Origin of the sequence: Bradyrhizobium sp. RDM12 (assembly GCF_051917485.1) — a bacterium.
GTDB lineage: Bacteria > Pseudomonadota > Alphaproteobacteria > Rhizobiales > Xanthobacteraceae > Bradyrhizobium.
Map to the genome: position 1 here is coordinate 425139 of NZ_CM133064.1, position 12991 is coordinate 438129.

At 64.3% G+C, this 12991-nt stretch carries 14 protein-coding genes, 1 tRNA gene and 4 pseudogenes; 2 read left to right on the forward strand and 17 right to left on the reverse strand.

The window, feature by feature from the left end:
• Window positions 1-135: 135 nt before the first annotated feature.
• From ACTGJ9_RS02040 to ACTGJ9_RS02050, 3 genes and pseudogenes are all read right to left on the reverse strand, one after another.
• Window positions 136-519 (reverse strand): DoxX family protein, encoded by a 384-nt coding sequence (locus tag ACTGJ9_RS02040; RefSeq protein WP_456675710.1) that lies wholly within the window; start codon window positions 517-519, stop codon window positions 136-138.
• Window positions 520-740: 221 nt separating this feature from the next.
• Window positions 741-1196, reverse strand: coding sequence for a hypothetical protein (locus ACTGJ9_RS02045; protein ID WP_456678785.1), 456 nt, complete (start codon window positions 1194-1196; stop codon window positions 741-743).
• Between the two features lie 134 nt (window positions 1197-1330).
• Window positions 1331-1741 (reverse strand): annotated as a pseudogene (locus ACTGJ9_RS02050) (NmrA family NAD(P)-binding protein); the annotation flags it as partial.
• Here ACTGJ9_RS02050 and ACTGJ9_RS02055 point away from each other — a divergent pair.
• A complete protein-coding gene (locus ACTGJ9_RS02055; protein WP_456675711.1) occupies window positions 1729-2154 on the forward strand; it encodes a winged helix-turn-helix transcriptional regulator in 426 nt (141 codons plus the stop codon). The pseudogene ACTGJ9_RS02050 and the gene ACTGJ9_RS02055 sit on opposite strands and share 13 nt — an antisense overlap.
• A gap of 240 nt (window positions 2155-2394) precedes the next feature.
• Here the strand turns inward: ACTGJ9_RS02055 and ACTGJ9_RS02060 are convergent.
• From ACTGJ9_RS02060 to ACTGJ9_RS02100, 9 genes and pseudogenes are all read right to left on the reverse strand, one after another.
• Window positions 2395-2470 (reverse strand) — tRNA-Phe (locus ACTGJ9_RS02060).
• 184 nt (window positions 2471-2654) lie between these two features.
• Entirely contained in the window at window positions 2655-2837 is a 183-nt protein-coding gene (gene yacG, locus ACTGJ9_RS02065) for a DNA gyrase inhibitor YacG (RefSeq protein WP_456675712.1), read from the reverse strand.
• A gap of 136 nt (window positions 2838-2973) precedes the next feature.
• A complete protein-coding gene (locus ACTGJ9_RS02070; RefSeq protein ID WP_092226937.1) occupies window positions 2974-3603 on the reverse strand; it encodes a Maf-like protein in 630 nt (209 codons plus the stop codon).
• Between the two features lie 158 nt (window positions 3604-3761).
• The gene (locus ACTGJ9_RS02075; protein WP_456675713.1) at window positions 3762-4229 is read right to left on the reverse strand and encodes an arsenate-mycothiol transferase ArsC; all 468 of its coding nucleotides are present in this window, start codon (window positions 4227-4229) and stop codon (window positions 3762-3764) included.
• A gap of 71 nt (window positions 4230-4300) precedes the next feature.
• Window positions 4301-4798 carry a UPF0262 family protein gene (locus tag ACTGJ9_RS02080; RefSeq protein WP_456675714.1) on the reverse strand — a complete coding sequence of 166 codons (498 nt, stop codon included), beginning with the start codon at window positions 4796-4798 and terminating at the stop codon, window positions 4301-4303.
• Complete coding sequence (hisD, locus tag ACTGJ9_RS02085; protein WP_456675715.1) at window positions 4795-6090, reverse strand: histidinol dehydrogenase; 1296 nt, start codon at window positions 6088-6090, stop codon at window positions 4795-4797. The genes ACTGJ9_RS02080 and hisD overlap by 4 nt, the downstream gene beginning before the upstream one ends.
• 157 nt (window positions 6091-6247) lie before the next feature.
• A pseudogene (locus tag ACTGJ9_RS02090) lies at window positions 6248-6696 on the reverse strand (DUF2948 family protein).
• A gap of 85 nt (window positions 6697-6781) precedes the next feature.
• Window positions 6782-6989 (reverse strand): annotated as a pseudogene (locus ACTGJ9_RS02095) (epimerase); the annotation flags it as partial.
• Window positions 6990-7033: 44 nt separating this feature from the next.
• A pseudogene (locus ACTGJ9_RS02100) lies at window positions 7034-7954 on the reverse strand (SDR family oxidoreductase).
• Between the two features lie 84 nt (window positions 7955-8038).
• On the opposite strand from ACTGJ9_RS02100, the gene ACTGJ9_RS02105 reads away from it, so the two are divergent.
• Complete coding sequence (locus ACTGJ9_RS02105) at window positions 8039-8692, forward strand: TetR/AcrR family transcriptional regulator (protein ID WP_456675716.1); 654 nt, start codon at window positions 8039-8041, stop codon at window positions 8690-8692.
• A 9-nt stretch (window positions 8693-8701) separates the two neighbouring features.
• Here ACTGJ9_RS02105 and ACTGJ9_RS02110 read toward each other — a convergent pair whose 3' ends face one another.
• From ACTGJ9_RS02110 to ACTGJ9_RS02130, 5 genes are all read right to left on the reverse strand, one after another.
• Window positions 8702-9526 (reverse strand): alpha/beta fold hydrolase, encoded by an 825-nt coding sequence (locus tag ACTGJ9_RS02110; protein ID WP_456675717.1) that lies wholly within the window; start codon window positions 9524-9526, stop codon window positions 8702-8704.
• Between the two features lie 28 nt (window positions 9527-9554).
• Window positions 9555-10064, reverse strand: a complete 510-nt coding sequence (locus tag ACTGJ9_RS02115; protein ID WP_456675718.1) for a hypothetical protein — start codon at window positions 10062-10064, stop codon at window positions 9555-9557.
• Between the two features lie 264 nt (window positions 10065-10328).
• Window positions 10329-10637 (reverse strand): EthD family reductase, encoded by a 309-nt coding sequence (locus ACTGJ9_RS02120; protein WP_456675719.1) that lies wholly within the window; start codon window positions 10635-10637, stop codon window positions 10329-10331.
• Between the two features lie 180 nt (window positions 10638-10817).
• The gene (locus tag ACTGJ9_RS02125) at window positions 10818-12524 is read right to left on the reverse strand and encodes an FAD-dependent oxidoreductase (RefSeq protein WP_456678424.1); all 1707 of its coding nucleotides are present in this window, start codon (window positions 12522-12524) and stop codon (window positions 10818-10820) included.
• A 54-nt stretch (window positions 12525-12578) separates the two neighbouring features.
• Window positions 12579-12767 (reverse strand): hypothetical protein, encoded by a 189-nt coding sequence (locus ACTGJ9_RS02130; protein WP_456675720.1) that lies wholly within the window; start codon window positions 12765-12767, stop codon window positions 12579-12581.
• Between the last annotated feature and the right edge of the window lie 224 nt (window positions 12768-12991).

Genomic DNA, 12991 nt, shown 5'->3' on the forward strand with positions numbered 1-12991 from the left:
GAGGACCAAGAGATGCCATCGAGCAAGGGACGGTCATTTGCACATCGGATGCCATGCGGCCTGTTCGACAGCATCGGTTTGATGGCGGTCCGTCATAATCGCTGGGTTCGTAGCGCATGATTGGAGGACCCGGACTTAGGATCGGTAGCCGATCAAGGGCGGCGTCATCTGGGGAGCCGCTTTCCGCCAGGCTATCCAGCCGACGACTATCGATAGTGTCGCCGCGACGAGCGGCGCCACCCCGTGACCGTATTCGCCGCGAAGGGTGACGGTCGCGAGCGCCGCCAACATCACGGTGCAGCCGAGCGCCGAGCCCCACAGACGCGTCCGTGCACGCGCCAGCAGAACGGCAGTCGTGAGCTCCAGCGATCCGGTCACGAAATGGAACCAGTGCGGGTATCCCCACCGCAGATATTCCTCGTAGATAGACCCAGGGGCGAAGATGTTGCTGAGCGCTCCCACGACGAAGAACGCTGCAAGCGCCAGGGTCGAGACTTGGGGCCAGGAGATCTTTGACATTTGTCCATCCATTTCTGATGTGGGCGCGCGGAGAACCTGCGTGGCCGCGTGGTCGATGAGCGCGGCCGATCTCCCCGATTGCTGCGGTTCGAAAAGGCGATCTACGAGACCACCCTCCACCACAGGGACGACGGGTATCCGTCGCGACGCATTCATTTCCGAAGGAGATGCGAATTTCCGGAGCAGGGCCGAAAGTCGCATCTCATCGCTGATCCGCGAGGCTACGCCGTGGCCGCGTTCCGGGCCGCCGCGAAGACATCGCGGGCAAGCGTTGTGCCGGCAACGTGCTCCGTGCCCGCTACGCCGAGGTCCATCCAGCCCGCGTTGACGGCCTCGAACATCCCTTCAGCCGGTCCGGTCTGGCCCTTCGGGATGCCGAACTGCTCGAATGCTGCCGGCCACTCGGCCCGCGGGACAGCGAAGGCCCTGACGTCGCGCTGCATAACATCGCCCAGTTGCGCTGCGACTTCATCCGCGCTGACCATCGAACCAAGTTCGATGACGCGATGCCCCGACCACGCCGGCCCGGTCAGCAGCGTCGCCACCTCGGCACCAATGTCGTTCGTCGCAACCATCGTCGATTTCCGGTTGGTCGGGTTGTAGTAGACGGGGAGCGTGCCGCCCTGGGCGACGTGCAGGCCGTAGAGGAAGTTTTCGAAAAAGCCGCCGGCGCGCACGAAAGCGACCGGCGATGTCGGTTGCGAAAGCCTTGCTCCAGCAACGACAGGGCCGTGATCATCCCCAGCCCGCTGGTTCTGTTCGCACCCATCGACGAGAGCCCGACGACGCGCACCGGCGCGGCCTTGGTTAGCGCCTCGACATAGTTCGCGATAACGCCCTTGGCTTCCCTAAAGTCGGGCGAGGGGGCCCAGATGGCCGGCAACATGACAAACGCGCCGTCGACGCCTTTGAGCGTCCGCTCGATGGCGGCCGCATTGTTCCAGTCGCCGTCAACCACTTCCACGCCCTGGTCCGACCAGCTTGCCGCCTTGGCTCGGTCGCGAACCAGGGCGCGTACTTTCTTACCTTGGGCCAACAGATGCCTGGCCGTTGCGCCGCCGACTTTTCCCGTGATTCCCGTGACTAGAAACATGCGTATTCTCCCGGTGTCAGATGGTCTACGTTCTAGGGCAGGTCTCACATAGAGACCTAAGGCCTGCACCGTAAGGAGGCAGTTTTTTGTAACCAGGAGAGAAAAAAGGAGACGGCATGAGCGACGCATTGAGCGCGATGGAGCGATTTAGCCGATATCAATCGGACGACGCCCAGTCAGCAGAACCTGTACACTGCCCGGTGCGCGACGTGCTCGACTGCATCGGCGATAAGTGGAGCATACTCATGATCATGACTCTCGCGACGCGACCGCAGCGCTTCAGCGAGCTTCATCGAGCCATTCGCGACATCTCGAAACGCATGCTCACCCAGACGCTGCGCGACCTGGAGCGCGACGGACTTATCACCCGCCATGTCTTTCCGACCAAGCCCCCGAGCGTTGAATATTGCCTTTCCCCGCTGGGCCAATCCTTGCTGGACCCGATGGCAATCCTTATCGATTGGGCCGACCGCCGTTATTCCGATATCCATGCCGCGCGCGTCCGCTTTGACGGAGCACCCTGTGATGTCCCGCGCGAATGAATCGATACAGAAGTTCGCGTCATCGCATGTGTGAGGTCGGTGGCGTGCTTCAGGTGGAGATACCAGCGGCCGGCTGGTTGACTCGCTGTCGAGATGGTCGCTCGCGCGACCGACAGCATGCACACTGTCGACGCCACGTCGTCCGCGATATCTGGATCATCGGCTGGAATGACACATCAGAGCCACACTTGGCCGGAACGGCCAATCACGAACTCTGGTTCGCAAATCTGTTCAGGAAAATGGTGCCCAGGGGCGGAATCGAACCACCGACACTGCGATTTTCAGTCGCATGCTCTACCAACTGAGCTACCTGGGCGTGCTCCAAGAGAGGCCAAAGCCCATCGAGCGGGCGGTTTATAGTGGGCTGGAAGCGGCCTGTCCACCCGGCTTCGCCGAGAGGCTTCGCCGGGCGCGGCCCGGCTGTGCACAAGGTCGGGCGGGCTTGCGGCGGCTGGCGCGCGGCAGGTCGGGCGATCAATTAAGGCGCTGATATTACTTTGTTATTCTTTGCCATCGACCTCGTCGTCGCGGCCGGGGATGACGTAGGAGCCTTTCAGCCAGCGGTTCAAATCGACGTCGCGGCAGCGTGAGGAGCAGAACGGACGGGTGGCCTGCGCCTGCGGCTTGCCGCAGATCGGGCAGGTTTTGAGCGGCCCCGAGGGTTTTTTGACGTGGTCGTCCATGATGGCGGCAATCTACACGAGGTGAACGGGTTCAAGAGCCTCTCGGCAAACAGGTTCCTGCGGCGGAGGCGCAGGCCCGCCGCGGGCCGATTCTACTGTGCATGGGGTTGTTTTCGAGATGTTTGTCGGGCCGCGGTCAGATGGCCGTGGCGTTGAGCCAGCCGAAGCGGATCGGAAAGCCTTCGCCGCCAAGCAGCGTGGTGGTCTCGTAGAGCGGCAGGCCGACGACGTTGCTGTAGGACCCGACCATCTTCACCACGAATGAGCCGGCGATGCCCTGCACGGCATAGCCGCCGGCTTTGCCGCGCCATTCGCCGGAGCCGATATAGGCCTGGATGTCGTCTTCCGACAGGCGCTTGAAGCGGACGCGGGTCTCGACCAGGCGCTGGCGAAAAGCCTCGCGCGGCGTCACCAGGCAGATCGCGGTATAGACGCGGTGGTTGCGGCCCGACAGCAGCCGCAGGCATTGCGCGGCCTCGTCCACCAGATTGGCCTTCGGCAGGATGCGGCGGCCGACTGCCACGACCGTATCGGCGGACAGGATGAAGGCGCCGCGCAGCTCGTCGTCGAGCTGCACTGATTTGAGCGCCGCATCGGCCTTGGCGCGGGCGAGGCGATTGGCGCAGGCGCGCGGCAGCTCACCCCGCTTCGGCGTCTCGTCGACGTCGGCCGGCCGGAGCGCGTCCGGGTCGATGCCGGCCTGGTTGAGCAGCGACAGGCGCCGCGGCGAACCGGAGGCAAGAACGAATTTGGGGCGGCCGAGCATCAGGTGATTTTTGGGAGACGAGGCAGGGGGTGAATTGCGCGCGGAACCTATCGGACGGGGGCTGATTTCACAACCCGGGAACCAAGACTTTGCTGATTCGAGGTTTCCGGCATGCCTGTGCCCTTCATGTGTGACGTGCGTGTTGCGCCCACCCAATCCTACCCGCTCGCCGCGCCGACCTTGGCGAAACGCCGGCGGATCCGCATCAGGAGCTGGTCGCAGACCTCGCGATAGGCAGCGAGCTTCTGGTCGCGGCTGCCTTCGACGGTGGTGGGATCCTGCGTCGGCCAGTATTCGACGTCGGCGGCGAGCGTCCGCGTCAGCTCCAGCGCCTTGTGGTGCGCCTCGGGCGAGAGCGTGATGATGAGGTCGAAATTCAGCCCCTCCCAGTCCTCCAGCTCCTCGAAGGTCTGCGGCTTGTGGGTGGAGATATCCTGGCCGAGTTCGTCCATGACAGCGACCGCGAAGGGATCGAGCTCGCCCTTCCTGGCGCCGGCCGATTTCACGTAGAGGCCTTGCGGAAACATGTGCTGCAACAGGCTCTCGGCCATCGGCGAGCGCACGCTGTTCATCGCGCAGGCGAACAGCACCGATTGTGGATTGCTTGCGCGTGGCGGACCCGCCATCGCGGTTAGGCCCTTTTGAAAAAGGGCATGGCCCTGTCGGAAAACCGCTGCACACTTTTCCGGGCCATGCCCTACCCCTTCCAGTGCAGAACGGTGATGAGCGTGAACAGGCGGCGCGAGGTCTCGAAATCGACCCGCACCTTGCCCTTCAGCCGCTCCTGCAGCGTGCGCGATCCCTCGTCATGGATACCGCGGCGGCCCATATCGATCGCCTCGATCTTGTCCGGGGTCGCGGTGCGGATCGCCTGGTAATAGCTGTCGCAGATCATGAAATAGTCCTTCACGATCCGCCGGAACGGCCCGAGCGACAACAGATGCGCGACGAGAGGCGTACCGTCCTCGCGGCGGATGTCGAACATCAGCCGGCTGCCGGTGATGCCGATATGCAGCGTGAAGGGGCCCTTGCCGTCCGCGCCCTCGGGAGCGAACAAATTCTGCTCGATCAGATCGTAGATCGCGATTGCGCGCTCGTGCTCGATGTCTGGCCCGGAACGGCCGATCGATTCCTCGTCGAGGGTGACCGCGACGATGCGATTGGTCGAGTCGTCCTGTTCGGGCGGCTGGGTCATGACAAATTGAGGCGCAATCCAATCGAGCGTGAATGAGCGTCCAGTCCCTCCGCTTGTCCGAGCGTCATCGCGGCCGGACCCAGCGCACGCAGCTGGTCCGGGCCGCATTTCAGGATCGAGGTCCGCTTCATGAAATCGGCGACCCCGAGGCCTGAGGAGAATCGCGCCGAGCGCGCCGTCGGCAACACATGGTTGGAGCCGCCGACATAATCGCCGATCGCCTCTGGGGTATGCGCACCGAGGAAGATGGCGCCGGCGTTGCGGATCTTTGCGGCGAGCGCATCGGAATCATCAGTCATGATCTCCAGATGCTCGGCAGCGATCGCGTCCGCGAGCGGGATGGCGTCGGCGAGAGATTTCACCAAGATGACGGCGCCGAAATCGGCCCAGGACTTGCCGGCAATTGCGGCGCGCGGCAGCGTCTTCAACTGCGCTTCGACAGCCTTCTCGACATCGGTGGCGAGGCGCACGGAATCGGTGATCAGAATCGATTGCGCGCTGGCATCGTGCTCGGCCTGCGCCAGCAGATCCGCGGCGATCCAGTCGGCGTTGCCGGTCTCGTCGGCGATCACCAGCACCTCGGAGGGACCGGCGATCATGTCGATACCAACCTTGCCGAACACCAGCCGTTTTGCGGCGGCGACATAGGCATTGCCGGGACCGACGATCTTTACGACGGGCGCAATCGTCGCGGTGCCATAAGCGAGCGCGGCCACGGCCTGCGCGCCGCCGACGCGGTAGATCTCGGTGACGCCGCCGAGATGGGCTGCCGCCAACACCAGCGGATTGAGCTTGCCGTCGGGCGAAGGCACCACCATCACCACGCGCGAGACGCCGGCGACTTTTGCGGGCACCGCATTCATCAACACCGACGATGGATAAGCCGCAGTGCCGCCGGGCACGTAGAGGCCGGCGGATTCGATCGCTGAATAACGCCAGCCGAGCTCGACACCGAGCGGGTCGGTGAAGCGTTCATCCTTTGGCAGCTGGCGGCGATGGTAGGTCTCGATGCGGTCGCGCGCGAGTTTCAGCGCGTCCAGCGTCGCGGCATCGCAGGCCTTCTTCGCCGCTTCGATCTCGGCGGCCGAGACGCGAAGGCCGGAAGCATCCAGCGTCAGCCGGTCGAACTTTGCCGTGGCCTCGAGCAGGGCGGCATCGCCGCGCCTGGCGACGTCATCGACGATAACGCGCGCGGCGGCCTCGACATCAGCCGAGACCTCGCGCTTGGCGGCGAGGAAGGCCGCGAATCGCTGGTCAAAATCGGCGCTGCTGCGGTCGAGACGAACGGGCATTTTCGGCTTGGCTTCTGCTGGTTGAGGGGGCGCAGTCTGGCTCACCGGCCCCCTGCTCAATGGCGCGGCGGGGAAGCTGCGTCAACCCTTGGCAGCCCCTTTGGAAGCCACCGCTTCAGTAAGGGTCGAAGCCGGTTCGGCTGGTATACAGGCAACCTCACCCTTCCCCCTCGATCCCCAGCCCCGTTCCCAATTCGTCCGCCCCCAGATCGGTCAGCTCGCATTCCAGGCATTCGACGTCGAGGCGGATGGCGCCGCCCTGGGCGAACAGCAAGAGCGCGCTGCCGCTGGGCTCCTCATCGCGGCCATCCCGGGGTGAAACTCGATGCCGACGAGGTCCAGGACCGCCTCAGGTGTCGCGAGATCGATGTTGCGCGACTTGCAGGCGAGCACGCGGTCGAAGCGGAGCGCTGACACCAGCCGGCGCGGCTCGGCCTCGCCCACGAGCGTCTGCTCCCAATCCAGCCGGCTCATGCCGACCACCAGGCGCTTCTCGCCCTGGCGCCAGATGATGTCGGAAGGCTGCACGTGGGCATCCTGCACATGGGTCGAGATCACGGCGAGATCGTCGGCATCGAGCGCGATCAGTTTGAGCTGGGGAGACATCACAGACACTTCTCCTCGAGGGCTGACACGGCTCAACGCACAGGACTGCCGAAATTTCCGCGCAAACTAGCGGCCACACGGACCAGAGGCTGTTGATATCCGTCATCTCCAGCACCTTCCCGGGATAGCCGCCCCGGGGCGACATGGATCATGGCGCGGCCCATCTGCTCGGTCGAGGTGACGAGCCTGGGCGAGATCCGGCGCAGCACCGACCACAGCGGCCAGGTCACATCGTAAACCGCTTGCACCCAGGTCGTCTTCGAGCGGATCCCGTGCAGAGGCTGGATCGCGCCGAAAATGATGACTCGCGTCGGGATGTCCCTACCGAAGTCGCGGCTCATGCGGTAGCTGCGATCTCGTCGAAGGATGCACCGGTCAGTGTCGCCGAGACATCCCACAGCCTGGCTGCCGAAGCAAAATCCTTCGCCTGCGGCATGATCCGCGCCGGCGCGGGTGGCCCCTTCAATTCGTAGAACCAGTTCGGGCCGTAATAACCGCCGGGCTCAGCGGCGGTCGACGTTGCCGCAAACAGCGTGGGCAGCGCGCCTTCCGCCGCGGACTGGCTGATCAAGGGCTGGAGCAATCGACCAACTCGCCATTGCAGGGTGTTGGTGCCAGGCCCGTTCGGAATGAGATCGGTGCGCGCGTAGCCGGGATGCGCGGCAACGCTTCGCAACCCCAGCCCGACGCGTCGCTATGCCGCTGCAATTCGAGCGAGAACATCAGCATCGCGAGCTTGGACTGGCAGTATGCACGCCAGGAACGATAGGACCGCTGACTCTGCAGATCGTCGAAATTGATCGCGCCGGACAGGTTGACGATCCGGGGCGCCTTGGCACGGCGGAGCCGTGGCAGGAGGCGGGCGGTCAGGGCGTAATGGCCGAGATAATTGGTGCCGAGTTGCAGTTCGAAACCGTCCTCGGTCTGCTGCCGCCTCGGCAGTGCCATCACGCCGGCATTGTTGATGAGAAGGTCGAGCTGGTCGTTGCTAGCGGCGAAACGCCGGGCGAAATCGGCGACCGACGACAGGCTGGCGAGGTCGAGATGCTCATAGGCGATCAGGGCGTTGGGAAACCGCGCGCAAATGCCGTCGATCGCCCGCAGCCCCTTTGCATCGTTGCGCCCCGTGAGTATGACGATGGCTCCGGCACCCGCCAGCGCCAGCGCGCCGTCTCATAGCCGAGGCCGCCGGTGGCCCGGTGACGACGACCGTCTGGCCGCTGAGCGAGGGGATGTCTGCCGTGGTCCAGTCGGTCATGCCATATCTCCATTCAGGGCTGGAATGAGGCCCGCGACGGGTCTAAATGTGCACTGAGTGCAAGTTTGCAAGAGGTCAAATAGTTTGAAGGCTTCGAAGCCCGCCGCGCCATCGACCGGGAAAGGCGCCAAGCCGTTGCCCGCAGGAGCAAAATCCGCTGCCAGCCCCGGCCTGCGCCAGCGCAAGCAGCAGGAAACCCGCGAGCGGCTGAAACGCGCCGCGATGGCGCTGTTTCGCGAACGCGGCTTCGAGGCCACGACCATCGATGACATCGCGGCGGCGGCCGCCATGTCGCGCCGGAGCTTCTTTCATTATTTCGCGTCGAAGGAGGACGTCGTCGCCGCCTGGCAGGAGGATGCGGCCGCCGCGCTGGTCGCCGATATTCTCGCGCGGCCTGCGGACGAGCCCATGCTCACGGCGGCGGAAAACGCGATCGCAGCCGCGGTCAAACGGATCGACCCGACCGAGGCAGCAGCGATGTCGCGGCTCAAGCGCGACAATCCCGCGCTTCAGGCCCGCGACCAGCTCAAATACGAAAAGCTCGAGCGCGCGCTGGCGGACGGACTTGCGCAACGTTCGGGCCGCAAGTCTGACCGGCTGAAGGCCCGCCTCGTCGCCATGATCGCCACCGGCGCGATGCGCGTCGGCGGCGAGAGCTGGCTCAGCGAAGGCACGCGCGACAAGCCGGAGGCTTTCGTCAAGCGCACCTTCGACGCGATCAGGGCGATCCTGGAGTGAGCGATCAGTTCAGCCCTTGAAGAACGCCAGCAGATCCGCGTTGATGGTTTCGGCGTGCGTGGTCGGCATGCCGTGCGGAAAGCCCTTGTAGGTCTTCAGCGTGCCGTTCTTGAGCAGCTTGGCAGACAGCGGCGCGGAATCGGCATAAGGCACGATCTGGTCATCGTCGCCGTGCATCACCAGCACCGGCACGTTGATCTTCTTCAAATCCTCGGTGAAGTCGGTTTGCGAGAACGCGACGATGCCGTCGTAATGCGCCTTGGCGCCGCCCATCATGCCCTGGCGCCACCAGTTCTGGATCACTGGTTCCGACGGTTTTGCGCCGGGACGGTTGTAACCGTAGAACGGGCCAGCGGCGATGTCGCGGTAGAACGCCGAGCGGCCGGCCGCGAGCGCTGTCTGAAAGCCGTCGAACACGTCCTTGGGCAGACCGCCGGGATTGGCCTCGGTCTTCACCATCAGCGGCGGCACCGCGGAGAGAATCGCGGCCTTCGCCACCCGGCTCTCGCCGTGGCGCGCAATGTAATGCACGACCTCGCCGCCCCCGGTGGAATGGCCGACGTGGATGGCATTCTTCAGATCGAGATGCGCTGTCACCGCCGCGAGGTCGTCGGCATAATGATCCATGTCGTGACCGTCGGCGACCTGCGCCGAGCGGCCGTGGCCGCGCCGATCATGGGCGACGACACGATAACCGCGGGTGACGAAGAACATCATCTGCGCGTCCCAGTCGTCGGACGACAGCGGCCAGCCATGGCTGAACACGATCGGCTGGCCCGAACCCCAATCCTTGTAAAAGATCTCGACGCCGTCTTTGGTGATGATGGTGGGCATTGGGAGGGACTCCTTCAGTCAGAAACGATCAGGCGAACGCCATCGGCTTGTAGCGGCGCCAGGCGCCGATGGTCACCAGCACGAAGAACACCAGCACGAGGCCCTGCACCACGGCGAAGACCGGACCGGACGGCGGCGCCGGCGCCACGGCCGGCGCGAGCGCGGCGAGCGCTGGCACCTTCAGGAACGACTGGATGATCAGCACGAAGACGTTGAAGTAGAGCGAGATCATCGCGGTCACGACATAGACCGGCCGCCACGCGCCTTTGAGCTTCATGCCGTAGAGCGCGATGCAGGCGACTGCGAGCAGCACCAGCGAGATGCCGGCGATGATGTATGAGGGCAGCAGCTCCTTGAACGGAAACAGGAAGCCGCTCGCATTGGTCAGCATGGTGAAAATGAGGAAGATCGCGGTGAGGCCGGGCATCGGCTTCGAGCCGAGCAGCCCGAACATCACGATCAGGCCGACGGCGATGGCGATCAGGCTGATGATGACATGGACCAGTGTAAAGGCTTGCAGGCTCATCCCGAGAACCATGGCATCTCTCCTACTCTCTGCGTTGAGATCAGAAGATTGATATTACGCTCCTCATCGGATTGCCACCTGCGCTGACGTCACAGATGCGCGTGCAGCCATGCGTCATCGTTCAGATCGACAAACGCATGGCTGATTTTTGCAGCGCTGTCACAAACGACAGCAGTTTGTAGCCCGGATGGAGCGTAGCGAAATCCGGGGTCTCGCGCCTCAATGCTACTGTCCCGGATTACGCTTCGCTCCATCCGGGCTACGCGCTTGCAGGCTTCACACTTCCTTGGTGTCGAAGATCAAGAGGTCGGCGCCGCCGCTGGCGAATTTCGGCAGATCGCCGGCGGCAGCCTTGCCCGCTTCGCTGCCGAAGGCCTTCTGGATGTCGCCCACGCTGTCGAAGGAGAGAATGGCGACGAGGTGAATGCCCGACGGTCCGGCCGGCGAACCGACCGCGCCCGTGCTCACGGCATATTTCTTCAGGCCAGGCAATTTCTTGGCGAGCGGAATGTGGGTCTCGGCATAATGCTTGTCGAAGGCTGCAGCGTCTTTGGGCGTCTTGTAGAGCACGATCAGTTCGGCCATTTGGTCCTCCCTTGTGAATCTTTGTTCTTCCGCGCGCGATTGGTTGCGACGCAGCGATTGTCCGTGGGACTCGGCAAGTTGGCAAGTCACAATCGACTTGCCATTCGCTTGTCTTGTCCTTGACTTATTGTTGAGCACGATCTTTTCGGAAAACCGCTTCACACTTTTCCGGATCGTGCCTTAAAGCGCCGGTTTTGCGGCGTCGCCGAGATAGCCGTGCAGGGAGGCCACGACCTGCGCGCCTTCACCGATGGCGCCGCCGACGCGCTTGACCGAACCGGAGCGGACGTCGCCGACGGCGTAAACGCCGGGCACGGAGGTCTCCAGCGGCGCCACCAGCTTGCCCTGGTTCAGCTCGGACTGCGCACCCGTCACGACGAAGCCGCCGCGGTCCAGCGTCACGCCGCAGCCGTCGAGCCAGCCGGTGGCGGGATCGGCGCCGACGAACAAGAACATGTTGCGGATGTCGGCGGAATCCTCGTCACCTGACAGCCGGCTCTTCCAGCGGATCCGCCGCAACAGCGTGGCCTCGTCGCCTTCGAGCGCAGTGATCTCCGTGTTGAACAACAATTCGATGTTCGGCGTCGCCTCGATGCGCTCGATGAGATAGCGCGACATGCTGGCCCCTAAGCCGCCGCCGCGAATGATCATCAAAACTTTCTTGGCGTGTCCCGACAGGAACACAGCCGCCTGCCCAGCCGAATTGCCGGCGCCGACGAGTGCCACTTCCTCGCCGGCGCACAGCTTCGCCTCGATCGGGGACGCCCAGTACCAGACGCCGCGGCCCTCGAACTTGTCGAGGTTCTCGATGTCAGGCCGGCGATAGCGTGCACCGCTGGCGACCACAATCGCGCGCGAGCGCAGGGGATCGCCGCCATCGAGCGTGACCGAAAACGCGCCGTCCTTGCGCGTGCAGTCGAGCGACTTCACCGTGACGGGAATCATGATGTCGGCGCCGAATTTTTGCGCCTGGTTGAAGGCGCGCGCCGTCAGGGCCTGGCCGGAAATACCGGTCGGAAAGCCCAGATAGTTTTCGATGCGCGCGCTGGCGCCGGCCTGGCCGCCGAAGGCGCGGGTGTCGAGCACGGCAACCGAGAGCCCCTCGGATGCCGCATACACGGCGGTCGCAAGCCCGGCCGGTCCGCAGCCGACGATCGCGACATCGTAGATGCGGTCGTTGCGCGGACCGCCGATCATGCCGATCGCGCGCGCAAGCTCGGTCTCGCCGGGGTTGCGCAGCACCGCGCCGTCGGACGTGACCACCAGCGGCCAGTCCTCAGGCTTTGGCGAATAACGCGCGATCACCTCGGCGGCGTCGCGATCGCGCTCGGGATCGAGCAGATGATGCGGCTGGCCGTTACGGGTGAGAAAACCCTGCAGGCGGACCACGCCGGCCGAATGCGATGGACCGATCAGGACGATGCCGCCGACGCCGGCCTGCAGCAGATTGACCCGGCGCAGGATCAGCGCGCGCATGATGCGCTCGCCGAGTTCGGCCTCGGCGACCAGCAGCGCGCGCAGGCGCTCCGGCGGCAACAGCAGCGTCTCGACATCACCTTCGGCGCGGCCGTCGACCAGCGCCGGACGGCCGGAGAGCTGGCCGAGCTCGGCCAGAAATTGCCCTGGTCCCTGGTCGATCAACGGGGTGATATTGCCGAGCCCGTCGCGCTGGGTGATGGCGACATAGCCCTTCAGCACGACAAACATGCCCGGCCCCGGCTTGCCGGTCTCGAACAGCAGCTCGCCATGCTCATAGCTGCGCAGCTCGCCGAAATGCCGCATGCGCTCGATTTCGGCGGATGTCAGCGCGGGAAAGGTCTGCTCGGGGCGGATGAACCGCGACATCGTCGCATCGCGATCGGTTTGGTGTGAATCGTCCTGCCCCATGGTCACTGCATGCACTCCAAAGATTCTAGCCGCTCGATTTTAGGTCGGTCTTGTCTACCGGTCGGTCTTGCCGGCGGTCCCCTCATCCAGGGAACCATCGTCGACTTGCGAGGGGTCGGCGCTTGCGGCGCGTTCGCGCGCCTGCAGCTTCCGCCGCTTCAGATTCTCGCGCAGCGCCGATTTCAGGCGATCGTCCCGCGATCCCCTCACCTGCTTCGCGCTTCTGTCGTTGTCGTCAGTCATCACGGGTCCATACAGCGGTTGGCGGTAACATGCCCGGAGAATGCGGCGCTCAAGAGGACGTGCGGCCCGATCGTGCGAAACTCAAAATGGATCGAATCTGCCGCACGGGCCAACTGGCCAGTTGGCCGGGGAAAGCGGAACCAAAATCGACGGAAAGTCGGCCGTTTCGGGCCAAAGCAGCCCTGATACCCCCGATATCGCCCCGATTTTCTGGTTCTGGCGGG